At 65.2% G+C, this 22,268-nt stretch carries 26 protein-coding genes; 14 read left to right on the top strand and 12 right to left on the bottom strand.

Going from position 1 to position 22,268, the window contains the following annotated elements; translation table 11 throughout:
* The first annotated feature begins 16 nt into the window (after nt 1–16).
* Genes ACFQQC_RS16070 through ACFQQC_RS16080 form a run of 3 tightly spaced genes read left to right on the top strand, consistent with a single transcriptional unit; the run spans nt 17 to nt 1,146 of the window.
* Nucleotides 17–289 (top strand): hypothetical protein, encoded by a 273-nt coding sequence (locus tag ACFQQC_RS16070; protein WP_376863532.1) that lies wholly within the window; start codon nt 17–19, stop codon nt 287–289.
* 58 nt (nt 290–347) lie between these two features.
* Nucleotides 348–761, top strand: a complete 414-nt coding sequence (locus tag ACFQQC_RS16075) for a BLUF domain-containing protein (protein ID WP_376863533.1) — start codon at nt 348–350, stop codon at nt 759–761.
* The gene (locus ACFQQC_RS16080; RefSeq protein WP_376863535.1) at nt 742–1,146 is read left to right on the top strand and encodes a hypothetical protein; all 405 of its coding nucleotides are present in this window, start codon (nt 742–744) and stop codon (nt 1,144–1,146) included. Before ACFQQC_RS16075 ends, ACFQQC_RS16080 begins: the two co-directional genes overlap by 20 nt.
* Here ACFQQC_RS16080 and ACFQQC_RS16085 read toward each other — a convergent pair.
* Entirely contained in the window at nt 1,124–1,501 is a 378-nt protein-coding gene (locus tag ACFQQC_RS16085; protein ID WP_376863536.1) for a hypothetical protein, read from the bottom strand. The two genes, ACFQQC_RS16080 and ACFQQC_RS16085, sit on opposite strands and share 23 nt — an antisense overlap.
* Nucleotides 1,502–1,503: 2 nt before the next feature.
* Nucleotides 1,504–2,325, bottom strand: coding sequence for a TIGR02587 family membrane protein (locus tag ACFQQC_RS16090; protein WP_376863537.1), 822 nt, complete (start codon nt 2,323–2,325; stop codon nt 1,504–1,506).
* Nucleotides 2,326–2,416: 91 nt separating this feature from the next.
* Between ACFQQC_RS16090 and ACFQQC_RS16095 the strand changes: the two genes are divergently transcribed.
* Nucleotides 2,417–2,644 carry a hypothetical protein gene (locus tag ACFQQC_RS16095; protein WP_376863538.1) on the top strand — a complete coding sequence of 76 codons (228 nt, stop codon included), beginning with the start codon at nt 2,417–2,419 and terminating at the stop codon, nt 2,642–2,644.
* 84 nt (nt 2,645–2,728) lie between these two features.
* On the top strand, nt 2,729–3,763 hold the full coding sequence (locus tag ACFQQC_RS16100; protein ID WP_376863540.1) for an alpha/beta hydrolase: 1,035 nt from the start codon (nt 2,729–2,731) through the stop codon (nt 3,761–3,763).
* 110 nt (nt 3,764–3,873) lie between these two features.
* On the opposite strand, the gene ACFQQC_RS16105 is transcribed toward ACFQQC_RS16100, so the two are convergent.
* Nucleotides 3,874–4,335: a hypothetical protein gene (locus ACFQQC_RS16105; RefSeq protein ID WP_376863541.1), complete on the bottom strand. Its 462-nt coding sequence runs from the start codon at nt 4,333–4,335 to the stop codon at nt 3,874–3,876.
* Between ACFQQC_RS16105 and ACFQQC_RS16110 the strand changes: the two genes are divergently transcribed.
* Nucleotides 4,319–4,765, top strand: coding sequence for a hypothetical protein (locus ACFQQC_RS16110; protein WP_376863542.1), 447 nt, complete (start codon nt 4,319–4,321; stop codon nt 4,763–4,765). The genes ACFQQC_RS16105 and ACFQQC_RS16110 overlap by 17 nt on opposite strands.
* A 195-nt stretch (nt 4,766–4,960) precedes the next feature.
* On the opposite strand, the gene ACFQQC_RS16115 is transcribed toward ACFQQC_RS16110, so the two are convergent.
* Nucleotides 4,961–5,731 carry an SDR family NAD(P)-dependent oxidoreductase gene (locus tag ACFQQC_RS16115; RefSeq protein WP_376863543.1) on the bottom strand — a complete coding sequence of 257 codons (771 nt, stop codon included), beginning with the start codon at nt 5,729–5,731 and terminating at the stop codon, nt 4,961–4,963.
* A gap of 1,206 nt (nt 5,732–6,937) precedes the next feature.
* On the opposite strand from ACFQQC_RS16115, the gene ACFQQC_RS16120 reads away from it, so the two are divergent.
* Together ACFQQC_RS16120 and ACFQQC_RS16125 are read left to right on the top strand one after the other, a co-directional pair.
* Nucleotides 6,938–8,152, top strand: a complete 1,215-nt coding sequence (locus ACFQQC_RS16120) for an ATP-binding protein (protein ID WP_376863544.1) — start codon at nt 6,938–6,940, stop codon at nt 8,150–8,152.
* 238 nt (nt 8,153–8,390) lie between these two features.
* Nucleotides 8,391–8,603: a cold-shock protein gene (locus tag ACFQQC_RS16125; protein WP_376863546.1), complete on the top strand. Its 213-nt coding sequence runs from the start codon at nt 8,391–8,393 to the stop codon at nt 8,601–8,603.
* Here the strand turns inward: ACFQQC_RS16125 and ACFQQC_RS16130 are convergent.
* On the bottom strand, nt 8,587–9,366 hold the full coding sequence (locus ACFQQC_RS16130) for a hypothetical protein (protein ID WP_376863548.1): 780 nt from the start codon (nt 9,364–9,366) through the stop codon (nt 8,587–8,589). The two genes, ACFQQC_RS16125 and ACFQQC_RS16130, sit on opposite strands and share 17 nt — an antisense overlap.
* A gap of 136 nt (nt 9,367–9,502) precedes the next feature.
* On the opposite strand from ACFQQC_RS16130, the gene ACFQQC_RS16135 reads away from it, so the two are divergent.
* Entirely contained in the window at nt 9,503–10,240 is a 738-nt protein-coding gene (locus tag ACFQQC_RS16135) for an NYN domain-containing protein (protein WP_376863549.1), read from the top strand.
* Nucleotides 10,241–10,317: 77 nt separating this feature from the next.
* Here the strand turns inward: ACFQQC_RS16135 and ACFQQC_RS16140 are convergent, their stop codons facing one another.
* Both ACFQQC_RS16140 and ACFQQC_RS16145 read right to left on the bottom strand, forming a co-directional pair.
* Entirely contained in the window at nt 10,318–10,596 is a 279-nt protein-coding gene (locus tag ACFQQC_RS16140) for a hypothetical protein (protein WP_376863550.1), read from the bottom strand.
* 455 nt (nt 10,597–11,051) lie between these two features.
* Nucleotides 11,052–12,428 carry a recombinase family protein gene (locus ACFQQC_RS16145; RefSeq protein WP_376863551.1) on the bottom strand — a complete coding sequence of 459 codons (1,377 nt, stop codon included), beginning with the start codon at nt 12,426–12,428 and terminating at the stop codon, nt 11,052–11,054.
* A 524-nt stretch (nt 12,429–12,952) separates the two neighbouring features.
* Between ACFQQC_RS16145 and ACFQQC_RS16150 the strand changes: the two genes are divergently transcribed.
* Nucleotides 12,953–14,266 (top strand): recombinase family protein, encoded by a 1,314-nt coding sequence (locus ACFQQC_RS16150; RefSeq protein ID WP_376863552.1) that lies wholly within the window; start codon nt 12,953–12,955, stop codon nt 14,264–14,266.
* 136 nt (nt 14,267–14,402) lie between these two features.
* Here the strand turns inward: ACFQQC_RS16150 and ACFQQC_RS16155 are convergent, their stop codons facing one another.
* Nucleotides 14,403–14,660: a recombinase family protein gene (locus ACFQQC_RS16155; protein ID WP_376863554.1), complete on the bottom strand. Its 258-nt coding sequence runs from the start codon at nt 14,658–14,660 to the stop codon at nt 14,403–14,405.
* A gap of 128 nt (nt 14,661–14,788) precedes the next feature.
* Here ACFQQC_RS16155 and ACFQQC_RS16160 point away from each other — a divergent pair, with 128 nt between their 5' ends.
* Nucleotides 14,789–16,225: a recombinase family protein gene (locus ACFQQC_RS16160; RefSeq protein ID WP_376863555.1), complete on the top strand. Its 1,437-nt coding sequence runs from the start codon at nt 14,789–14,791 to the stop codon at nt 16,223–16,225.
* Between the two features lie 175 nt (nt 16,226–16,400).
* Entirely contained in the window at nt 16,401–16,709 is a 309-nt protein-coding gene (locus tag ACFQQC_RS16165) for a helix-turn-helix domain-containing protein (RefSeq protein ID WP_376863556.1), read from the top strand.
* A 68-nt stretch (nt 16,710–16,777) separates the two neighbouring features.
* Here ACFQQC_RS16165 and ACFQQC_RS16170 read toward each other — a convergent pair whose 3' ends face one another.
* A complete protein-coding gene (locus ACFQQC_RS16170; RefSeq protein ID WP_376863557.1) occupies nt 16,778–17,923 on the bottom strand; it encodes a Fic family protein in 1,146 nt (381 codons plus the stop codon).
* 469 nt (nt 17,924–18,392) lie between these two features.
* Nucleotides 18,393–18,632 (bottom strand): helix-turn-helix transcriptional regulator, encoded by a 240-nt coding sequence (locus ACFQQC_RS16175; RefSeq protein WP_376863558.1) that lies wholly within the window; start codon nt 18,630–18,632, stop codon nt 18,393–18,395.
* Between the two features lie 485 nt (nt 18,633–19,117).
* Between ACFQQC_RS16175 and ACFQQC_RS16180 the strand changes: the two genes are divergently transcribed.
* Together ACFQQC_RS16180 and ACFQQC_RS16185 are read left to right on the top strand one after the other, a co-directional pair.
* Nucleotides 19,118–20,017 carry a type IV secretory system conjugative DNA transfer family protein gene (locus ACFQQC_RS16180; protein WP_376863559.1) on the top strand — a complete coding sequence of 300 codons (900 nt, stop codon included), beginning with the start codon at nt 19,118–19,120 and terminating at the stop codon, nt 20,015–20,017.
* A complete protein-coding gene (locus tag ACFQQC_RS16185; RefSeq protein ID WP_376863560.1) occupies nt 20,014–20,568 on the top strand; it encodes an LPD7 domain-containing protein in 555 nt (184 codons plus the stop codon). The genes ACFQQC_RS16180 and ACFQQC_RS16185 overlap by 4 nt, the downstream gene beginning before the upstream one ends.
* A gap of 86 nt (nt 20,569–20,654) precedes the next feature.
* Here the strand turns inward: ACFQQC_RS16185 and ACFQQC_RS16190 are convergent, their stop codons facing one another.
* Nucleotides 20,655–21,653 carry a relaxase/mobilization nuclease domain-containing protein gene (locus ACFQQC_RS16190; RefSeq protein WP_376863561.1) on the bottom strand — a complete coding sequence of 333 codons (999 nt, stop codon included), beginning with the start codon at nt 21,651–21,653 and terminating at the stop codon, nt 20,655–20,657.
* A complete protein-coding gene (mobC, locus tag ACFQQC_RS16195; RefSeq protein ID WP_376863563.1) occupies nt 21,650–22,183 on the bottom strand; it encodes a plasmid mobilization relaxosome protein MobC in 534 nt (177 codons plus the stop codon). The genes ACFQQC_RS16190 and mobC overlap by 4 nt, the downstream gene beginning before the upstream one ends.
* Nucleotides 22,184–22,268 lie beyond the last annotated feature (85 nt).

Raw genomic sequence — 22,268 nt, forward strand, 5'->3', positions numbered from 1 at the left:
CCGCGGGCGACCGGTGGTGACCGTCGCTCTCAGCGTAGCTCCCGTTGATGGCGGCTGGGCGGTCACGGCAGATGCCTTCGACAACCCCATGCTGTTCGCCAGCGGTCGCGCCGCCGAGCGTACGGGTCGCGACCTGGCGCTGCGCCTCGCCCGGGCCGGTCGGGAGGTGCAGCTCGACGTCCGTCTGCGCGGCGGCGCCACGGCGGCCAGGTTCCTCTGCTTCCCGGCCGTTGAGCAAGACGCCGCTCTCATGCTGGGCCTGCCGGGACTGTCGTCCGGACCGGCCTGATTTGAGTCAGCCGCCCCTCCTTTCCTCCATTCCGTCCCCGGACGACCGGATCCATCCGATGAGCCTCCAGCTTGAACGCATCGCCTATTGCAGCCACGCCAGAAGGCCGGATCTGGCGCTGGTGACGCTCGCCGAAATCCTGTCCGTGTCGGATCGCAATAACCGGCGGGACAATCTCACCGGCGTCCTCCTGGTCAGTCGGGGCCGCTTCTTCCAGGTTCTGGAAGGGGCAGCGCAGGATCTGGACCGCACCCTGGCCCGGATCACGGCAGACCCCCGGCACACCGACCTGAAGATTGTCGCCCGCGAGCCGATCCGGAATCGCCTGTTCGGCCAGTGGGGCATGGTCGCCGCACGCGTCGCACCGAGCCAGCAGGGCCGCATCGACGCGGTCATCGACCGGTGCCACCACGACCCCAAGACTGCCGTGGATGCGGCTCGCACCCTGCTCGATGAACAGATCGCCGAATGATCCGGCCAGCGCGGGACCGGGGAATTCGCGGACTCCGCTGACCACGCCCGATGGCCGCTACATCGTCGTACGCGGCCAGCTCTGGCGGCGCGCCAATCCGGAACTGACCGAAGCCGAGAGGGCGCGACACGTCGCCGAACTCATGTCTGCGCGACGGGCCGTCCGTGCGGCGCTCATGGGCGACGGGCCGTTAAAGGACGCCCGGGATCGCGTCCAGGCCGCCAAGGTCGCCTTGGGTGAACGTGGTCCGGTCTGGTGGGCGGACGGCGCGCCGGACTACAATCGCCGCCTGGCCCGCAACACGCCCTATGCCGACTGGTTCGCTCGGATTGAGCCGGACACCGGGCCTTCCCGCTCCGACGTCAGGGCGCCGACCAGCCGCTGATCCGGATTTCCGCGCCTCGGGGATCGTCGTTGAAGACCAGGGCCCCGTAAGCCGTTCCCATCCCGGGGACATAGTCGATGACGGCCTCGGCCCGGGAGGTCGCGGTCCTTCCCTCGACCCTGACAGAGGCTGCGGTCTCGCGGCCGCGGTTGCGCACTTCAAACGCCAGCACATAGTTCGCGCCGGATTGTCTGACCTCGACCCTGCGCGGGACCAGGTCCGGCGGCGTGTCGGGCTGGAAAGCGTCGACTGCGAGCACACCCGCGGCAGCGCAGACGAGGCCCAGCCCCGTCAGCCCCGTCACCCACTGGAGCCGGGGCCGGATCGGTTCGGCGGATTTGCGACGTGGGCTCATGGCTAGACCAGCAGACGGGCGGCGGCGGCGCCGATCGACGCCGGGAAGCCGAGTATGACCGTGGTGTGCAGCACGCCCGGGAGGGAATGTCCCTCGATCCGGCCGAAGACGAACAACACGAACAGGCTGACCAGCAGGGCGATCCCATAGCCGGGCAGTGTGAAATCCAGCAGGGCGCGCCGCGGATGGTCAGCGTCCTCCTGGCCGGCGAAGCCTGCGCTGAACACCAGTCCATGCAGCACGGCGATCGAAACCAGCATCAGTACCAGGGCGTGCCAGGTCGTGGTCTTGTAGCTGATCACGCTCATCTCCTCGGTCGGCGCGATGTTCAGGGCCAGGAACAGGGCGCCGGCGGCCATCAGGAAGAGCTCCCCCCCGTAGGCGTTCGTCTCTTCTCCCCCTTCGCCGCCGTCCGCCGAAAGCTGACGCCGCGCCAGCAGGGCGCCCATGGCGGCCGGGATGGACTGAAGCGCCAGGATGCCGACGACGTCGTGCGGGGCGCGCCAGTCCAGGATTCCGAAAAGTGTGAGGAGCAGCCCTGCAGTGAGCCCGCCGACCAGCAGGGCCGCCCCCGTGTCCAGCAGGTCGTTGACCGCCCCGCGCCGCCGGTCAAAGCCCGCATAGGTCGCCAGGCCGTAAAGCAGCGGCAGGCCGGCGCTCACGAACAGCAGCAGGCGTCCCCGGTCCATCGCCACGCCCTGGCGCCACATCTCCATGGTCATCAACAAGGGTATGCTGAACAGAAGGGCCCCCGCGAACGCCCGACCGAGGTCGCGCAGGTAACGCGTCTCCAGAGGCGGGACAGGCAGGGGTGCGGCCGACATGGCTGTCAAACGAACGGCCGGTCCGACAGCTCCCGAAGCCGCGACACTGCAGCGGTTGCGCACTAGGCCCCGGGAGTGGTTCTCTTGTTGAATGGGACGTCTGCTGGACCGACTCCTGACGCGATCCGAAGCCCACGACGTAGAAGTCGAGGGCGACGGCTACATGCTGGTCGCCCGTCCCGGCCAGGGGGATGGCTTCAACGCGCTGGTCCGGGAGGCCGCAGCGCGCTCGGGCGAAGACTTTGTTGTCTTCACCACGCCGGACCGTCCTCACGTCTACAGCCGTATGTTCGTGCTGCCCTTGCCGCCGATGGCCTGAGGCGTCCGGCCAACGATCGCGCCCCGGAACCTTACCGTCCCCCGACTTCTTGAAAGGCTCCCCCACCAGAAGGACGCCCTCCAGATGTCGATCATCGACAAGATCTTCGGAAACGACGACCAGCCGCGCACCACCCCGGCGAAGCCGGACATGCTGATGCAGAAAGTACTGGACGCTCATGCCGATCTGGGGCCGAAGCCGATCGAGACCCTGTCGCCGGAAGAAGCGCGCCGTCAGCCGACGCCGACCGACGCTGTAAAGAAGATCCTGCAGGACACGATCCGCGACGAGGATCCCACCTTGGGCATCCAGACCCGTGAGATCACCATTGAGGGGGCCGCCGGTCCGCTTCAGGCGCGCATCTACAGCCCCGACCTCAACAACGAAGACCTGAAGCCGCTGGTCGTCTATTTCCACGGCGGCGGCTTCGTCATCGCCGATCTGGACGTCTACGACGGCGGCCCGCGCGGCGTGTCGCGCTTCGCCGACTGCGTGGTGCTGTCCGTCCACTACCGTCAGGCGCCCGAGAACAAATTCCCCGCCGCCCACGAAGATGCCGTCGCCGCCTGGCGCTGGGCGCTGGCGAATGCGCAAGCCATCGGCGGCGACCCAAGCAGGATCGCCGTCATGGGAGAAAGCGCCGGCGGCAATCTGGCGATCAACGTCTCCATCGCCGCACGCGACATGGGCCTGCAGGCGCCGCTGCATCAGGTGCTCGTCTATCCGCTGGTCGGCAATGACCTGAACACTGAAAGCTACGTCGAGAACGCGACGGCCAAGCCCCTGAACAAGCCGATGATCGAATGGTTCGTGAAGCACACCTTCAACGATCAGGCTGAAACGGCGGACCCGATGGTCAATGTCGTGGGCGCCGCGGACCTGCAGGGCTTGCCGTCCTCGACGATCATCCTGGCCGAGATCGACCCGCTGCGGACCGAGGGTGAAAAGCTGGCCGAGAAGCTGGACGCGGCGGGCAATGATATCCGCCACAAGACCTTTCATGGCTCGACGCACGAATTCTTCGGCATGGGGCTGGTGGTGCCCGACGCGGCGGTGGCCCAGCAGTTCGCCGCTCATAACCTGAAGAAGGCCTTCGGCACGGCTATCCTGCCCGTCTGATAGGCCTCGTTCTCCAGGAGAACCCGATGTCCGCCGCCAACCAGTGGCCCGGGGGGGCATCGGGCGGGGCGTCCCGCATCACGCGGAAACGCAGTGGCGCTGCGCCCCTCTCAGGACTTTATCGCCCTGCGCGCCGCCGTCAGTTTCCTACGCACCGAGAGCCGGTCGCGCTCGTAGACCTCGCGATCGGCAGCCTCCTCCTGGTCGATGGCTTCGCGCGCCTTGGCCCGGGCTTGGGCGCCCGCCTCGAACGCAACATCGAGCGTCTCCAGCTCGGCTTCGAGATCCCGCACCTTCGCCTTCTGCGCCGCCGTGGGGCCGGTCGGCCTGCGGGTCTTTTTAGAGCGATCGATTTTGCCGGCATCGATCGCCTCCCCCCGTTTCAGCACCACGCCTGGCGACGCCATGGCGGCCTCGAAGTCCGGCCCGGACGTGATCTCCTGGGCCAGGCCGGACCCGAAAAGGTCCTGCCGCACCTCCCACGCCGCGAGCGCCTTGGCGCGGGAGCTGACCGCAACCGGATGGGAATGAAAGCCGTCGGACCAGGTGAAAACCTTGAGCCGCGGGGCCATCAAAACCCTCCCGGGAGAGCGGAGCCGTTTTCCCGGCCCGACGGGTCTTCTCTGTGCCTCATCTCACTGGAGCGCCGGCCAAGGCGCCGGGTTCCGCCTGATCGATCCTGCGGGCTGCTTCCTGATCGCCGGCGCCCGGACCGAAACCACATCCGTCACCGACTGTTTTATGGTCATGACCATCCGCAGTTCAAAACCTTCCGTGCTCCGGAGCCGGCGGGGAATCATCGTCCTGATGGTTTCCATCATTGCTCTGTTCGCCATCATCTATGTCGGCATTGGCGCCACGGCGTTCCTGCGGACAGCAAACCAGGGGGAGCGTCCCATCCCCTCCGGTCCGGGTGTGGAGCAGCAGCAGAGCGATCGCAGCCCCGGAGCCGGCGCCGGCGCCAGCGCCAGCGCCAGCAGACAGGTAACGGGATCGCGATAGCCCAGACCAGTACCGAAACGGCGACTTACCGGCGAGTTAAAGAACGGGAACCGAACAGGATCCCCCGGGTTCGCCCCGCGGACGGTTTCCAACGCCTCCATCAATGGGAAGCCCCGGTGCCGACGCCCCTGTCGCCGGGGTTTCCTTGTATCTGTCTTTCAGGGACGAGGCCCCCGTCGTTGGACTACCGCGCAGTTAGAAGTCCTTGAAGTCCGGCTGACCGGTGGAAGCGAAAAGACCGCCATCGACAGACATCACCAGTCCATGGACGAAACTGGCGTCATCGGACGCCAGGAAGGCTATCACGGATGCGATCTCTTCCGGTTGGGCCCCGCGGCCCAGCGGTATGGCCTTAGCGAAGGCCTCCATCAGAGCCTTGTCGTCCTCCATATCCTCGGTCAGTCCGGTGTGCACGAGGGTCGGCGCCACCGCATTGACCCGGATCCCGTCGCGTCCGCTGTCGCGAGCCAGCGCGCGGGTCAGCTGAGACACCGCCCCCTTGGACATGTTGTAGCCGATCATAGCGCCATCCCCACCCAGTCCGCTGATGGAGCTGGTGTTCACAATGCATCCCTTGGTCTTCTTGAGTTCGGGATAGGCCGCTCGGCAGCCGTAGAACACGCCGTCAACGTTGATCGACATCACCTTCCGATAGTCGTCGAACGACAGGTCGGTCACCGTCCCATCGCAGCCCACTCCGGCGTTATTGACCAAGACGTTCAGGGCGCCGAAGCGTTCCACGGCGGCCTGCACCATGGCCTCGACTTCGGATTGGTTCGAGACATCCACTTCCAGGATCAGGACCCGGTCCCCGTCCAGGTCCGCCACCGTCCCGCGCAATCCGTCGGGATCGCGATCGGCGACAACGACATTCGCACCCTCGTTGGCAAACCGCCTGGCGGTTGCTCGACCGATGCCGGAGCCGGCGCCGGTTACGATCGCGGTCTTTCCGGAAAAGCGGTTCATGGATCATCCTTTCTGCATGAGAACTGATGATCCAACCGGCCCGCGCCGGGGGGAGTTCCTCCCCTGATCAGCGGCGAAGTGTCAGCACACAGCGAGCCGCGCCAGGAGACGCCGTTCCTGCGCAACCTTAGGCGCGCCCGCCCTCAAGCAGACATTCTGAACCGCCGTTAAGGCTCGGACACGATCATGTCTGGGCCTTTGGTCCGATCCCCAGCATTCACACCAGCATGTCTGCGAAGCGCCACAGGCGGTCATTGCCTATCGGCCCGATAGCGGACCTTAGACAGGCGGCGATTTCGCGGCCGCATTCGATCCACTTCCGAGCCCGGCGACAGCTTCAAGGATTCGGCTTAATCCTCGGAAGTATCCAAAAACGCGACGCCGACAGCGCCAAGGATCCCGCGGCCCTTTCCTGAGCAGTGCGAAACGATCCGGAGATCCGCCAACAGCTGCTCAGCGATACCAGAAGGCGTCGCTGTCGGAGCTTTCTGACGTAACACGGAACGCCCGGCCGTCAGCCAGTGCCGCCGAGCCGCCCCTGTACCGAACCGGCCCGCTAGCCTGGGCCGAGCCGCTAACCCACCGTAGCAGCATCTGATCGTCTTGTGTGCAAGTAACGGAGAGCCGATAAGCCGCTCCCACCTCTCCGAGGTCCGCCTGCAGGCGCTGGACCTCGCCCTGAACAGCCCGATCATTCAGAAACACTCCGACCGGCGCCCCCTCCGGTCGCATCGGGCGTTTGATCTCCAGCCTCTGGGACCCGCAGCTGGCGGTGTAACTCTCGACCCAAGGTGTGGCCGGTCTTGGTTCGACAGAACGCACGATCACGTCTGATGTCTGAATGAATAGCGCGGCTGTCAGCAACAGCATGACGTCGACTCCCTAGGTTGATCCCATGTGATCAATACGCCCGGTTTTAACCAGGGGCCGCAGGCGCCGTCTTGAGCCCGCTCGATAGCGTCAGAAACAGTCAGGGTCGGAGCCTAAGACAGTTTCGCGCCATGAGCGGAAATCGGCGCCAGAGCGAGAGCCCGACGTTCAGACCGGTGTCTCGGGAGGGGCAAACGAAACCTGTCCCTTGTCCTACCCGCTCCGGCTGCTTCGCCCTCTGCGGGACCCTGAGCTCACCGGAACGCGGTTAGATAAAAGCGCGCACACCTGAATAGCGCACCTCGTTATACAGTAGAGGCTGTGATAGGTTTCAGGGTGACCTTGTCTTCTCCGTCCGGATCAGCGCCCGACGCTGCGTCGCCCGATCAGGCGGAAGCTTTTCTCGACATCGGCGGCATGGCCGACGTGCAGTCCATTCTTCAGGTTTGCGCACGGGTATCGGGGATGGGCTATGTGGTCATCGCCCATGTCACCGAGAGCCGCTGGGTGGCCTGCGCCGTGTCCGACGAGATCGGCTTCGGTCTGGGCGTCGGGGGTGAGCTGCCGATCAAGACGACGCTCTGCAACGAGGTGCGGCAGCAGCGCAGGGCCATAGCTTTCGATCACGCGTCGGCGGACCCACAGTGGACAGGTCATCCGACCCCGCGTCTCTATGGCCTGGAGAGCTACATCGCCGTGCCGATCATACTGGCCGATGGCGCGTTTTTCGGCACGCTCTGTGCGATTGACCCGCGCCCCGCACCAGCGTCACGCCCGGATATCGTCGGGATGTTCGAACTGTTCGCCAAATTGATTGCGAGCCTGCTGGAGGGCCACAGGCGACTCGCCGTCTCTGAAGCAGCCTTGCTGGATGCACACGAGACTGCGGAGCTGCGAGATCAGTTTATCGCCGTGCTTGGCCATGATCTGCGTAATCCGTTGGCTGCGGTCGAGGCAGGTGTCATGCTGCTCAAACGCAATTCCGCTGACGAGCGGAGCCGTCTGGTTCTCAAGGATATGGCGCGGTCAACCGCGCGGATGAACCGGTTGATCAATGATGTTCTGGACTTCGCAAGGGGCCGCCTCGGGGGAGGCCTTCCAATCGCTCGCAAGATCAATTCACGTCTGGATGCTAGCCTGCGTCAGGTCGTGGATGAGCTGAAGTCGGCCAACCCCGAGCGGATCGTCGAGGTCGATTTCTCCATACCGGAAACGGTCTTTGTCGATGCAGATCGCGTCGCTCAGTTGCTGTCGAACCTGCTGGCCAACGCCTTGGCGCATGGAAGCGCGGAACAGCCGGTCCGGGTCAGTGCACGGGTTGTGGCCGAGCAGTTTGAGCTGACTGTCAGCAATGGAGGTGATCCGATCCCGCACGTGGTTCGCCCCCGTCTCTTCCAGCCCTTCAATCGCACGGTGATTTCAGAGGTGAGGGAAGGTCTCGGATTGGGGCTGTATATCGCCCGTCAGATCGCGCTGGCTCACGGGGGGGACCTCACCATGTCATCGACGCCTGACGAAACCCGCTTCACCTTCGCCATGGCTGCGTCCTGAGGCGAGAGGTCCGGCGTCCGGCCGACCATAGATACAGCGATCCGCACAGCATTGATCGGGAAGACGGAGACGCCGGGGTTGCGGAATGCCTGCCGGATGCCCACCTGAGTCGCGTCGATCTCTTTGCGTAACGCTGCTGCCCTTTGCACACGCACCGAGGTCCGAAAGCCGATCCCATTCAGACCCGACAGGCCGATCAGGGATTTCTCCCGCGGCCAGCGCCAACGGAGGTCTCAAAATGGCTACCGGCACGGTTAAATGGTACAACCCCACCAAAGGCTTTGGATTCATCGCGCCCGACGACGGCGGGCAGGATGTGTTCGTCCATGCCTCTGCAGTCGAGGTGTCCGACTTCTCGTCCTTGAATGAAGGGCAGAAGATCGGCTTCGAGGTCGAGAAAGACCCGCGAACCGGCAAGCGGTCCGCTGGCAAACTCACGGTGGAAGCCTGAGGACGCTGTTCTGGTGCGCCGGGCCGCGACCATCGCCGTCGAGGGCATTGTAGATAGCCTTCTGCCGCGCGGTGCTTGTCAGGTGAAGCTGGAGAATGGCCACGTCATCCGGGCTCTTCCTCCGCTGAGTGGGCAGTTGCCCATCCCCGGTCTGGGCGAACCGGTCATCGCCGAGATCGCCCTGAACCAGCTCAAGGGGTGGCGTCTGCGCCGCCCCGACAGCTCGGATGGAGGTGCTGATGTCGTCTCTGGCTGAAAAACTTCCCAAGATGAGCGACGCCGACCTGTCGTCACTTCGCGTGAATGCGGAGCGCCTGCTGCAGTTCGGGCTGCCTTCCCAGGTTATGGCGGCTTCAGACCTTCTGCCACTGATCCAGGCGGAACAGGCCAAACGCACCGCGCCGCTGAAGACTGCTCCGCCGCGCACGCGTACCGCCCGAAAGAAGGCGCTGCCCGTAGCCGGCCACCAGACCGCGTTGCCCTCCAGTCCGGGAAAGACCCTCACATGATCGAAGAGAGTTTCGTCCGCCTGTACGCCCACGATTTTGTACAGATGGCCCGCAAGTCCGAGCTCGGTCAGGATGTTGACGCCATGCTTCAGCGCCGCCTGACGGAGGTGCGGCGTCATGCTGACCTCATGGATGCTCGCAAGGGGCCTGGTCATCTGGCGGTTCTGGCCAGCCGGATCAGGGATGAGGCGCACCGCTTCGACGGTCGCACCATGCTCCATGGCGCCGATCCGCGCCACGCGGCCCAGCGTCATCTCCGCTTCCTGTCCAGTGTGGCCGACAGTCTTGGAACACCATCCGTCGCTCCGTCATCCTCCCTTCCGCAAACGAGCAAGAGACGACGGGGGCGCACGATAGAGTTGGTCTCATTGCCGAAGGCGGGAGTGGCGCATGCCGACTGACGTGAAGGCGCCGCGCCTTGCGGTGTTGATTGATGCGGAGAATGCATCGCCGAAGATTGCCGAAGCTCTGTTCACCGAGATCGCTGCACTCGGGGAGGCCTCCGCCCGCCGCATCTACGGGGACTTCGCCAGCCCGCAGATGACTGGCTGGACCAAGGTTCTGGCGAGGTTCGCCATTCAGCCTCAACAGAATTTCGCGAACACCAAGGGGAAAAACTCCGGAGACATCGCACTGGTGATCGACGCCATGGACCTGCTGCACTCGGGTCGGTTCGACGGATTTTGCCTCGTCTCGTCTGACGCGGACTTTACCCGACTGGCCTCTCGTATTCGCGAGGAAGGCATAGATGTCTACGGCTTCGGGGAGCAGAAGACGCCGGAGAGTTTCCGGCAAGCCTGCACCCGTTTCATCTACACAGAGAACCTTACCCTGCCGACCGAGGCGGGCGGAGACAGGGCTAATGCGTCCGAACCCGCCGATGTTCAGATCAAACGCAAGCCGGCAGAAGCGGCGCGCCTGATCGCTGCGGTCATCGCCGACATGGATGAGGATGGCGACGGCTGGATTGCTGTCGGGGGCATCGGTCATCGGTTGCGCAACGCCTATCCGGACTTTGACCAACGCACCTATGGCCACGCAAAACTGTCAGACCTGATCCGGGCCACCGGCCGGTTCGAGGTTCAGACGAACAGCGCCGGTGTAATGCGAATCCGGGACCGCGCCTGATCGGTCTGACCCATCGAAGGCCGATCGGCCTTCATGGCCTTGAGGATGTTGTTCAGCAGCGAACCGGCGACGCCGGGCTACTTCTGTCCCTTGGGACGCTTGGGCGGCCCCGGAAGATCGTTCCGCTGTTCCCCGAGAACCCTCTGGTAGGTGCGCACCTTTCGGGCGATGCGCAGCATCTCCTTGCGTGTTCGCAGCGGCTGGCCCGGAGTGTTGATGCCGACCGTTATGTCCTCGAGCCGGTCGAGTGCGGCAGGATGGCGCTCAAACAACAGCGCCAGCGCCAGACCATGTTCCAGATCATCGATACGGGTGATCAGTTCGGACGTGGAGGGAGTGTCAGGGTGGGCCGGCATCTATCTTCCGATAAGAACTGCACGGTACCGTACACTCAAAGGGCATTAGGCTCTCCGGGACTCAAATGCACCTGCTTGTCTTCAGTTGCGGTCGACAAGGCTTGAGGCATTGGGCGGTCTAAAGCAGACCTTCCCAACCGCTGCATTGAGTCAGGAGCGGACTTCTGGCGGTCACAGGTTGATCTCTCCTACGCTCCGCCATCACGACGGAGACGCCGCGAACCCGATGAAGGACCTATCTAACTCTTGCGGCCCGCGATTCGATCCCAGGTTTTCACACAAGCATGTCGGCGAAGCCCCAGAACCGGTCATTCGCTGATAGCCGGAGACACGACATTCAGCCGTGTCGTTGCTCCGGCCGAAACGTCCGGTTCTCGCCCGTTTGGCCGAGATGGCTCTCGTTGCCAGTCGCTCGCGTCGTTTCCCTGCAGTGACGCTCATATTGGGTCGGTGGTCTAGAACCCGGGCCTCAGTCGCATCGCTTGATCCACATCAGGGATATACCCCACGTCGCGATAGGCGGCAGCGAGCGAGCCATAGCGCTTCACGAAGGTGAAGGCACATGGCGGACCGCAGCTGTCGAGGATCGCCCGCGAAAGCCGACCATGTTTCTTCAAAGCCTGCTGCAGATGATCTCGCAGTTCAGCCATGGAGAAGGATGGAACCGAGCCTCCATGTCTGCAAACGTCGCCTTTGAACTGGTAGAAGTTCGCGTATTTCGAGGGCAGCGGCACGCCGATTAGGTCACGGATTTGCGCCATGGAGCCGAGCAGCCGGTAATAAACTCGGATCGACCATTTCCCATGCCGCTTGATAATCTTTTGGCTGATCGATCCGTGCTCGTCAGCCAGTCGACTGACATCGGCGAGGGCCTGGGCTCGCGTCACGTGCATTTTCGCGAGCAATCGCTTGCGTTGGGCCGCTTGAAAGACGGCTTTCGACACGATCGGAGGAACGACGTCTTCAACGACGAGCCACTGTTCGCGAGGCACTCTTCCCCCGGATTTGACCCCAACGGGGCATTTCCGACGGGCGCCCATGAGCCTGCCGATGTAGACTTCATTTGAGATGACGTACCGAACCCGCTCAACTGTCCAGTTGCCCAAGAGTGGGTCGATGCTGGGGTCAGCCGCAAGCATCCTCGCAACACCTACGTAAGTCGCATCTCGACGTAGGTAGAGGTCGAATATTCGCCTTACGAGTTCGACTTCTGGAAGGGGGCCTAAAACGAGCTTGGTCCGGACCCCATGCTGCTTTCGGACGAAGGATTTCTCTGGAGCGTCGATCGCAGCGCCGTCGGCTCGAGCGAAGACCCGCTTCAACCCGAGTGGCACGCGGCCTCCCATCCAGTATCCCTCGGCCAGAAGGCCCCTTTGCGCCCGCGTGACCCTTTCCGAAAGGTCGCGGCTATACTCTGCGGCCATAGTCCGCTTGATGTGTTTGAGGAGGCCCGACGTCGGACTTCCGTCGTTCTCGAAACTCTCCGCGCAATAGATGACTGATACGCCCGCCTGGGCGCACATGAACTCGTAGTAGGCAGCCTGGTCAGGGTTCTGAAAGCGCCCCCATCGACTGACATCGTACACGAGGACTTGAGTGAAGCCCGCTTTTCCGGAAAGGACGTCAGCGAGCAGTGCCTTCAAACCGTCTCGCTTGAGCAAGGAGAGGCCGCTGACGCCCGCATCCTCATAGGTTTTGACTAAGACCACTCCCCGGGACGCAGCGTAGGCGGCATTGGCGGTCTTTTGGAAATCGAGCGAGTACTCCTGCCGCTCAGTCGACATGCGAATGTATTGCGCTGCGTAAACGGCTCCCGGGATAACAGACGGCATCTCGTCCTCCTCCGATAACGACACTATGCCCTGACCTCGACCGAATGTCTGCTTTCCACACCCGTAGCGGACGACCGGTGCCCCGGCTGGTCTAGGTCAGCAAAGTGCCAGCAGCGGCCTTCCGACGGTCGCAGGTTCAGCTTCCTTCTGCTCCACGATCACGACGGCAACGCCGCGAACCTGAAGAAGGGCCCGTCGAAACTCTTGCGGCCCGCGGCTCGATCCCGGGTACTCAGACCAGCATGTCTGCGATGCGCCAGAACTGGCACTCAGTGAACGCCAGCGCGACTTCGTAGAATCGTGGGCGGCGCCGCCTTGAGATTTGGAGAGAACTATCTAGCGGCGGTCGCTTGGGCGGCGTAGAGAGGCCAACAGGCGAACCAGAATAACGCTTTGCGGCACCTGTGGATCTCTTCAGCAGTAGTACTGAACTGATCTCGCTGGCCTTCCCAACCGTCCCTCGGACATCAAATCTCGTCCGATCAAGCCGTTCACTGCGTTATCCCTCTTCGGAGGTGAACGCTATGGCATGTCATCGAAGCCGGAGAGCAGCCCAATACTTGCGGATGTCCACCGATCACCAGAGGTACTCGCTAGGCAATCAGGCGGCGGTCATCGCCGCCTACGCCGAAGCGGAAGGCCTTGAGGTCGTGCGGACCTATGAGGACGCCGGCGTATCAGGTGTCACAACGGCGCGGCGCGCGGGCCTGAAGGCCATGCTTCAAGACGTCCTCTCGCCGGAGCGTCCCTTCGACATAATCCTCGTCCTCGATGTGAGCCGATGGGGCCGATATCAGGATCCTGACGAAGCCGCCCACTATGAATTCTTGTGCCGTGAAGCCGGCACGGAGGTCCGGTACTGCGCGGAGGCCTTCGCCAACGACGGCTCTGGCCCTGCGACAATCATGAAGCACCTGAAGCGGGTCATGGCTGGTGAGTACAGCCGCGAGCTATCGGAACGCCTTCAGACCGCGAAGCGACGCCAGACACTGAAGGGGTTCGCCCCAGGCGGGAGTGCGCCGTTTGGGGCGCAGCGCCAGATCTTCAACGCCGATGGACGGCCGGGAGCCATCCTGAAGGCCGGAGAGCGCAAGCCTCGGCTGGATCAGGACGTCCGGTGGACGCCTGGGCCAGAGCGAGACCTGAAGACGCTGCGACGGATATTCCGGGAGTTCGTCCAAGGCGGCCGCGGGATCACCGAGATCGCCGACAGACTGAACCGCTGCCGCGTCGCCTATCGAGATGGCTCGGGCTGGACCTACGCGAGGGTGAAGGCGGCGCTGACTAACGAGATCGCCATCGGTCAGTTCGTCTTCAACAAGCGCCCTGGGCTGTTCAAGCACCCCGGCCGGCTCCTTCCCTCAACCGAGTGGAAACGGGTCAGGGTATGTCCGCCCATCATCCCGATCACCACCTTCAAAGCCGCAGCCCGCCGCCTGGCCGAGCCCGCCTCGGGCCGCCGAAGTAATCAGCGGATGCTGGACGACCTACGCGAGGTGCTGGCTGACCGCGGCTACCTTTCCAATACGGTTATTAGAGAGCATCCCCTCTGCCTCGGCTACCGATCCTACTACAACCGGTTCGGCTCACTGAGTGCGGCCTACAAGCTGATCGGCTACTCCGCTTCGCCGTCGATTCTGCGCAACGATGACGGTTCACCGATGACCGATGCGGATATGATCGACAGGCTGAAGGAACTGCTTCGACGAGAGGGCCGCCTCACGACTGCACTGGTGCACAACGATCTCCGAACGCCGTCAGTAAAGGTGCTCCAGAATCGGTTCGGCAGTCTGCTTACGGCGTGGGAGTTGGCGGGATACACGCCTAAGGGACGCTGACCCCACCCGTTTGAGCTGCTACAGGATCGAGGCACGAAGGACCTGGCTCGAACGCTTCGGCGCAGTAGCGGGCGTCAACGCCGATCGAGCGACAGATGAACTCGGAGTGTGCGGCTTTACCGGTCTTGGCTCCGCCCTATCGAACCACGTCAAGGCCGAGCACCACACCAAACTGCGCCGATCCGCTCAGCGTCACGCAAGAGAGCCTGCAGACCATCGCGCTTTCCAGGGGTGACGCCGCGTTGCCACCATCCTCGTAGGTGGCCACCCTATCGAGCTCTTCGGCAGCAGCGTAGCCGGCGATCGCGTCCGCCTGGTTGCCCAAGGAATACTGCTGCCCTTCGGTGGACATTCGCAAGTACTGGGCAGCCACCATATTGCGGGAAGCTGCCATCGCACCCTCCGACTGTGAGTCAAAAACTCAAGAACACTCGGCGCTCGACCGAACTCGCCGCCGCTTGCCGCGCACCTCACCCGATGCGAGTTGGGCCGAGTGGGGGCCTCATCCCGATGGAGGGGACAATGACTATCCATGCCGCGCAATATCTGAGGATGTCGACTGAGAGACAGGATTTCTCAATCCCCCTTCAAACAGCCGCGATCGCGACTTACGCGGCGGCGAACGGCTACGAGATCGTCAGGAGTTACGCGGACAGGGGATTGAGCGGATTGACCGCTCAAGGACGCCCAGCCCTTCAGGAGCTTTTGGGCGACATCCTTTCCGGGTCAGCCGGCTTCAGCGTCCTTCTGGTCTACGACGTCAGCCGTCTGGGCCGGTTCCAGAACCCCGACGAAGCGGCACATTATGAGTTTGTCTGCAACGATGCTGGCGTTCGGATAGAGTACTGCGCGGAAACTTTCTCCAACGACGGCGGGCTATCCTCCCAACTTTTGAAGAACATCAAGCGGATCATGGCTGCGGAATACAGCCGGGAGCTTTCCGCCAAGGTCGCGAAAGCGCAGCTCGCCCTTGCAGCCCAAGGCTTCTGGCAGGGCGGCCGCCCGGGCTATGGCTTCAGGCGCGTGCAAATCCTCCCCAATGGGGCCCTGGGTCGGGAGCTGCCGACCGGGGATCGGAAGGGTCCGCAATGCGGCCGTACAATCTTGGTGCCTGGCCCCGAAGAGGAAGTCCGCACTGTCAGGCGAATGTTCGACCTCTACGTGACCAAACGCATGTCGGTGAGGGCGATAACTCGCCTTCTCAACGGCGAGGGAGTGCGGGGACCACAGGGCCTATGGTCGACCCATACCCTCTACGACATCCTTTCCAACGAGAAATACGTGGGAACCAACATCATCAACAAGACGGTGCGTCGGCTTGGAGGCGTCAATCAGCGCCAACCGCGCGGCGACTGGGTGCGGGCTGAAGGCGCCTTCGCGCCGATCGTCTCCCGTGACCTGTTCGACGCAGCCCAGACGCGGCGGCTCCGAGCAGCGCGCAAATTCACCGACGCAGAAATGATTGAGGGTCTGAAACAGCTTCATCGGTCCGAGGGAAAGGTCACCTGCCGACTGGTTGATGACTGCCCTGACCTTCCCTCGTCCCAACTCTACTGCCGTCGGTTCGGTAGCCTGCTCAGCGCCTGTAACCAAGCTGGGATTGCTGTTCGCCGACGTCAGGAGATCGCGGCCGAACGCTTCCGTCACTCTCGGAGTCGGGTAAGCCCTCATAATGCCGTATGCGGCAAAGCCGCCGAAGATTTGCTTCCGATACTCAAGTCGCTGCTGCTGAAGCGCGGCTCGCTAACGAAGGTAGTTATCGACGAGGAACTCGGCCGCGGAGCCTATTCCGCTGCGAGTTATCGCTTCGGAGGCGGGCGTCGGATGTATGCCCTGGCGGGCTACAAGCCCACCGCCAATCAGGAGCGTGCGTTTGATCTCAGTCCTTCAGAGGGCTTGACCCAGATGGACGCCGATCGTGTGCGTGAGCGGGCACTTCGGGAGACGTTGGAAGACTAGCCGCAAACGATGTTCGCATCCCTTCCCTACCGGCATGCGGGCCGTCCGGTTCAAGCCCCACAGTCTTCGTCACCCTGGCGCCGGCAGCTGCAATGGCTGCCGGCGCGATACGTAAGCCAGACATTAGTGCGATGATCGTGTCACTTATTGCCCGTGACCGTGCATAATCGTCATTATGATCTCACTCATTACGCCGGCGCGCGGCTTGGAAAAGCTCGCCGCCAATGTGCGCTCCCGACGCTTGGCTCTCGGTTTGACGCAAGCGGGCCTCTCCGCCCGCTCCGGCGTTCCTTTGGGCACCTTGCGCAAGTTCGAGCGGACCGGCCGAGCCTCGACGGAGACCCTGATGAAGCTGTTGATCACGGTCGGCGCAGCTGACGCAGCGATCCAGGCCATCGAGCCTGAGCCACCCCGCTTCTCCTCGATCAGCGACGTTCTGAAAGCCCCATCGCCCCCTCCTCGCCGGCGAGGATGGCGAGCCTGAGATTCATCTGCGCGAGTCTGAGCTCCAGACCTGCCTATGATGCCGACAGGCTAACGACTGTGTAGCCGTCAGCGTGTCGGCAGAGCCGGCTCCTCCCCGAACGGGCGATTGAGAACGATCAAGGCCTCCGGGGCGACGAAGATGCGATTGCGGATATATCCCGTGCCCTCGCGGAGGATGCCGACGGCCTGCAACTGATCGACCGCCCTGGAAGCGGCCGGGAAAGTCACTCCAAGAACCGTCGCCAGCCGCGGGATCGTTATCACCGGGAACTGCGGAAGCAGCGCGAGCGCCCGCAATGCCGAGGAGTCGGTCCGGAAGCGCCGACGCGCCTGCCAGACCTCGACCAGGGATGAAAAGGCGGCGCGCGTTCTCATTAACTCATCGGTTGATCCGACAATCGCATCCGAGAGGAAGCCGACCATCGCGGACCAGTCGAGACGCTGCTGTGAGGCCTTGAGCGCCTGATAGTACGCCGTACGGTGCGCCTCGATGTAGGGAGCAATGAACAACGGTACCCGCCCGTCCGCGGCCATCATCATAGGCAGCAGGAGGCGTCCGACACGACCGTTCCCGTCGCGGAAGGGGTGGACAGCCTCAAAATGCGAATGGGCGATTGCCATTCTCGTGATGAGGCTCTGCTGCTGTACGTGCAGCCCTTCCGCACGCATGTAGCGCACCGAATCCTCAAGACAGACCTCAACCCTGTCAGCCGGCGGCGGCGTGAAGGTCGAGTAGGCGATATCACCGCCACCGATCCACACGGTGGACTGCCTGAGATCACCCGGGCGATCCCGATAGTCGGGATCACCCCGCATGAGGCGGCGGTGGAGATTGCTGATCAGTCCGATCGTGAAGATGTCGGGCCCTCGCAATGCCGCCCGACCGATATAGCTTTCCAACGCCAGAGCGTATCGCCGCACCTGCCTGACTGCAGTGCGAGCCTCCTCGTCGCGTGTTTCTTCTTCTGCGAGCAACTCGTCCAGAGTGCTGTTCGTGCCTTCGATCGCCGAACTGCTCACGGCCTCTTGGCGGGCCAGAATGCGACTGACAACATAGGGATCATGAAGGGTGCGGGCGTATTCCTCGACCCGGGCCATCGCCTCGACCGCCAGTTGGTGACGCCGGGCCACCTCCCCGATCATTACCCCGCCTTCCGGCGGCGGCGCCGGCACGACCCCGTAATGCGCCTGATGAGGCGCCGGAAGTTTCACCAGTCGCTCCCGGACCGGCTCCGAGAGGTCAGAGCGCCTCATTGTTTAGGACATCCTCGCATCCGGGTATCATATAATACTTTTTTGCAGAAAAGTTTAATAAGAGGCCCAATTAGGACGTCTTGTTATATGTAACTGTACACACGGTCGGTCAGGACCCGCGCGAGACATCGATCCGCACCCGCGTCGCTGATGAGGCGGTATTTCAGGATCAGGCGTTCAACTCCCCTGCCCCCCCTGGTTCCATGCGCCCTTCCACGGTCCGCAGTCGGATTTCCGCAATCCAGCTGCGGAGACGAACGTTTCCGCCGCGCCTAGGCGAAACGATCGACCGGCGGTAGGATCCTCCTCGGCGGGTTCCGGAACGATAGCCTGCGATCCAGTGCCGGGGGACGCCTCGCGCGTCGGCGTCGGTCGCCGGTGAAACACCGGGCTTCCGTACAGAAGTTCCAGGCCCGCCCCCTCCCCGTCAGGCGTCGATGTCGATCAGGCCGTCCCGCACGGCGGCGGCGACCGCCTCGACCCGGGTCCGGACGCGAAGCTTGGCGCAGGCCTTTTCAAGATAGCTGTCCACCGTGCGCGGGGAGAGCCCGAGAATTGCGCCGATATCGGACGAACTCTTTCCCCGGCTCGCCCAGACCAGGCACTCGTGCTCGCGGGCGCTGAGCCGGGGTTCGTCTGCGGGAATGGCGATGCCGGGTGAGGTCACTGAAAAGATCCTCCAGGTTGCGGGATGTCCTGAGGCTAGGCGTTGTCCGCGACCGCCCGACACGCTGAAAGCTTGCGGGCCGCCCGCAGGATTCCTGCGGACCCGAGGCCCGGAAAAGCGGCATCCCGCCCTTGAGCGGCCCCGGGGCCATCGCTACGACCGTGCGGTCGGGCGCCGCGATATAGGCGCCGGGCGGGAGCCGGGGTCCGTCCCAGACGGAGGCGGCGTCCGGCGCTGAAGCAGCGGGCCCCGAACGCCGGGGATTCCAACGCCCGACCCCTCCATCTTGCACCGGGATTCCGTTTGATTCATGCTGGGCCGCCGGCGCTCGCCGCCGGCAGGGGCGTGGAATCCCCTGTGCGAAGTCAGACATAAGCGCCGTACGGAAACGTGTGGCCGCTCTTTGACCACGGTCGACGCGCCTCCGGCGCGCGCTCGCCCGTGCGTGCGGGATTCCCGCCTCCGGACGAAGTCTGGAGAGGCGGATGAGCGAAGCAGGCGAACTGGACCGGCAGGGCATGGAGGGGCTGAACGGCCTCTACCGGCGCCATGCCGACTGGCTCGCGCGGCGGCTCCGGCGGCGCGTCGGGCCGGTCGAGGCGGACGATCTCGTGCAGGAGACCTATCTGCGCATCGCGCCGACGGACACCGCCGCGATCCGGCACCCCAAGGCCTTCCTCCTGCGGGTGGCGATGAACCTGCTTCGCGACAAGGCCCGCGGCGACCGCCGCCGCAGCGCGGCGCATGACGAAGCCTCGCGGGGCCAGGACCAGGTCCAGCAGCCCGACGCCGTCCTGCTGAAGCAGATCATCCGCTCGATGCCCGCGCTCTACGGCCAGGACCTGGCCGAGGACATCCTCACCAACTGCGGGGTCGAGGTCGCCTTCGCCCCCAAGGAGCTGAAGGTTGCCCGCGACCTCAGTGAACGGCTCGGCGCCTACACCACCCCCGGGCTCAGCCGCAGCCGCCCGGCGGGCCTGTCGTCCGGGCGGCGCAGCGTCTCCACCTCCGACCAGCGCCGCCCCCTCCTGCTGCCGCAGGAACTGACCCGGCTGGACGCGCGCAGCCTGATCATCCTGAAGGCCGGCGTCCCGCCGATCCGCGGCCGCCGGATCCTCTACTACCGGGAGACGGTGTTCCGCCGCCGGCTCCTGCCGCCGCCGACGATCCCCGTCCTACCGCCCCCCGCGGAGCCCCAACCCCCTTCCCCGGTCCCGCCCGCCGCCTCCGACGCCGGCCCTGCCCCGTCTGAACGCGACACCCGGGCGCTGATCGAGGCCTTCACCCGCGAGGGGCTGGCGCCCCCCGCCGCCGGGGCGCCCGAGGCCGCGTTCGCCGGCTGGCTCGGCCGGATCGTCGACCGCACCCTGGAGCGCGCGCCGTGAGCGCCGCCCGCCGCCCGAACCGCCTGGCCCCGGAAGCGGACGCGAAACCGCGCTCCGTCGCCAGGGGCGACGTTCCCGAGCGGCTGCTTGACCGCTATCTCGTCGAGCGCGACCGCCAGGGGCGACCGGAGCGGTTCTTCCGCGATCACCGCGCCGAACATCCGTCGATCCGCGACGGCGGACAGCGGCTCTGGGCCGCGACCGACTATCCGGACGCGGTGGCCGACCTCCTGTCCATCGCCCGCCACCGGGGCTGGACCCGACTGAAGGTCGACGGCTCCGAGGCCTTCCGTCGCGAGGTCTGGATCCAGGCCCGCCGCGAGGGGCTGGAGGTCACCGGCTATCGCCCCCGCCAGCGGGACCGGCAGGCCGGCGGCGAGCCGCCGCCCCAGCCCCCGCCGAGCCTGGCGGCCGACCTCGAAACCCGCCTGCGCCAGGCCGGAGCGGTCCTGAAGGCCCTCGTCCCCGACGCGGCCGTCCGGGAGCGGCTGATGGCCGCCGCACGCGGTCGGGCGCGGGATCATGAGCGCCGCCGCGACCGCGACCGCTGAGCGCTGGGCCGCCCAACATCGGAATTCCGATGTTCCGCCCGAAACAACGCAATTCCGATGTTTTCAGTCGAGCCGGCATGGAACGATCACCGACTGCGTCCGGGCGGGCTCCGCTCGCGCTCCTTGGCCAGGCGACGGATGGCGTCGGCCCGAGTCTCCACCGGCGGTCGCTCAAGGACGAACCGCTCGAGAAGGCCGCCCAGCGCTCGCTCCGCCCCCCTGTCTGATCGGGACAGGCGAACCGCCTCCGCCAGCAACAAACGCCGGATGCGGCGCTGCCGCTTTACCAGCGCGATCCGCCAGGGCGCGCTCGCGGGGTCGGCGGACAGCGCATCGCGCACCGCGCCTTCCAGCACTCGGGGCGCCGGCCCCTGCCCGGCCACCGCCCGCTCCCGCATCTTGCGCACCGCTGTCCGTTCCGGCCTGCGCACCACGCCCCGGACCCGCCGCGGGGTCGCCTCCGCCTCCAGGCCGCGGGCCCTGAGTTCGGCGGCGAACGCCTCCCGCCACTGCTGCAGGTCGGCCTTGCGCGGGTCCAGCCGGCGTCCGTCGCGACCGGTGCTGCACACCGTCAGGTGGACATGCGGATGCTTCCCCTCGTCGTGCAGCACCAGGACGTAGTCGAACCGGTCCCCGAACACCCTGCCGGCGAAAGCCCTCGCCGCATCCTCAAGCCGGTCGGCGGCCGTCCCCCGCGGCATGCTGAGGACCACGGCGTGGGACAGGGGCGTGTCCCGCCTCCGGCCCGGCCGCAGCGCCGCCTCCGAGGTCCACGCCTCGGCCAGCGCCCGGACCGCCTCACGGTCCCCGACCCGCTCGCGGTCGGGACCTTCCAGCGACAGCGCTCCGTTGCGGCCGATGTACTGCAGATGACTCAACAGGTGGCCGCCGTCATGCGTCCGACCCGTGATCTTGACCATCACCTCAGGCGCACCGCGCGCGATCCTCGCCAACCGCGCGTGCGCGGCATCGGTCCCGCCGCCCCGGCCGGCACGCAGCACGCCCGGGACGATCCGCGCCCGCCGCACATCGACGGGCGGACGCAGGGCGTCCTCGAAGCCGACGACGTCGTCCGCCCCCCTCACGACCGGATCCCCCAGTAGGACAGGTTGCCCGCCACGGCGGCGCGCACCCCGGACAGATGGGCCCGGATCTCGTCCGCCAGGGCCTCGATCCGCGCGACCTGCAGGGCAGGCGTCGCCCCCGCCGCCACGCCCGTGTTCAGCGCAACGGCCATCTGGTTGACGTTGACGCCGATCCGCCGAAGGTCGCGCTGGATGTCGACCAGGGCCACCGCCTCGGCCGGCCCCCACTGCGGTCGGTCGTGCAGGGCCCGGCGAACCAGGGCCGCGCACCACCGGGTCCGGGACAGGCCGGCCGCCGCCGCGGCGCGCTCCAGCGCCGGCAGGTCCGCCTCGGCAAGGCTGAGGGTCAGCCGCGCCGACTTCAGCCCATGACCCGCCTCCCCTGCGCCGGGCCCGGCCCCGGAGCCGACAGGGTCCGCCGCGCCCTCGACCAGCCGGCGAAGCAGGCGCGACCGGCCGCCCTCCCGGGCCGCCGCGGCGTCGAACCGGGCGGCGAGGTCGGGCGGAAGACGGACGGTGAAGCGGTCCATGGCGGGGGCCCTTGTCTGACGTTGACGGCGCAACGCCTATCCTGCCCTAGACCCCAGGCCGCTTCTCCCCGTAGCCCTACGGGGG

The sequence above is a fragment of the Brevundimonas sp. GCM10030266 genome (genome assembly GCF_042666595.1).
Taxonomy (GTDB): domain Bacteria; phylum Pseudomonadota; class Alphaproteobacteria; order Caulobacterales; family Caulobacteraceae; genus Brevundimonas.

Bases quoted from the DNA above. Each gene is read 5' to 3' on its own strand.
- ACFQQC_RS16075 (WP_376863533.1), top strand. From the start codon at position 348: ATGAGCCTCCAGCTTGAACGCATCGCCTATTGCAGCCACGCCAGAAGG.
- ACFQQC_RS16080 (WP_376863535.1), top strand. From the start codon at position 742: ATGAACAGATCGCCGAATGATCCGGCCAGCGCGGGACCGGGGAATTCG.
- ACFQQC_RS16085 (WP_376863536.1), bottom strand. From the start codon at position 1,501: ATGAGCCCACGTCGCAAATCCGCCGAACCGATCCGGCCCCGGCTCCAG.
- ACFQQC_RS16090 (WP_376863537.1), bottom strand. From the start codon at position 2,325: ATGTCGGCCGCACCCCTGCCTGTCCCGCCTCTGGAGACGCGTTACCTG.
- ACFQQC_RS16095 (WP_376863538.1), top strand. From the start codon at position 2,417: ATGGGACGTCTGCTGGACCGACTCCTGACGCGATCCGAAGCCCACGAC.
- ACFQQC_RS16100 (WP_376863540.1), top strand. From the start codon at position 2,729: ATGTCGATCATCGACAAGATCTTCGGAAACGACGACCAGCCGCGCACC.
- ACFQQC_RS16105 (WP_376863541.1), bottom strand. From the start codon at position 4,335: ATGGCCCCGCGGCTCAAGGTTTTCACCTGGTCCGACGGCTTTCATTCC.
- ACFQQC_RS16115 (WP_376863543.1), bottom strand. From the start codon at position 5,731: ATGAACCGCTTTTCCGGAAAGACCGCGATCGTAACCGGCGCCGGCTCC.
- ACFQQC_RS16125 (WP_376863546.1), top strand. From the start codon at position 8,391: ATGGCTACCGGCACGGTTAAATGGTACAACCCCACCAAAGGCTTTGGA.
- ACFQQC_RS16130 (WP_376863548.1), bottom strand. From the start codon at position 9,366: ATGACGCTGGGCCGCGTGGCGCGGATCGGCGCCATGGAGCATGGTGCG.
- ACFQQC_RS16135 (WP_376863549.1), top strand. From the start codon at position 9,503: ATGCCGACTGACGTGAAGGCGCCGCGCCTTGCGGTGTTGATTGATGCG.
- ACFQQC_RS16140 (WP_376863550.1), bottom strand. From the start codon at position 10,596: ATGCCGGCCCACCCTGACACTCCCTCCACGTCCGAACTGATCACCCGT.
- ACFQQC_RS16145 (WP_376863551.1), bottom strand. From the start codon at position 12,428: ATGCCGTCTGTTATCCCGGGAGCCGTTTACGCAGCGCAATACATTCGC.
- ACFQQC_RS16150 (WP_376863552.1), top strand. From the start codon at position 12,953: ATGGCATGTCATCGAAGCCGGAGAGCAGCCCAATACTTGCGGATGTCC.
- ACFQQC_RS16155 (WP_376863554.1), bottom strand. From the start codon at position 14,660: ATGGCAGCTTCCCGCAATATGGTGGCTGCCCAGTACTTGCGAATGTCC.
- ACFQQC_RS16160 (WP_376863555.1), top strand. From the start codon at position 14,789: ATGACTATCCATGCCGCGCAATATCTGAGGATGTCGACTGAGAGACAG.
- ACFQQC_RS16165 (WP_376863556.1), top strand. From the start codon at position 16,401: ATGATCTCACTCATTACGCCGGCGCGCGGCTTGGAAAAGCTCGCCGCC.
- ACFQQC_RS16180 (WP_376863559.1), top strand. From the start codon at position 19,118: ATGAGCGAAGCAGGCGAACTGGACCGGCAGGGCATGGAGGGGCTGAAC.
- mobC (WP_376863563.1), bottom strand. From the start codon at position 22,183: ATGGACCGCTTCACCGTCCGTCTTCCGCCCGACCTCGCCGCCCGGTTC.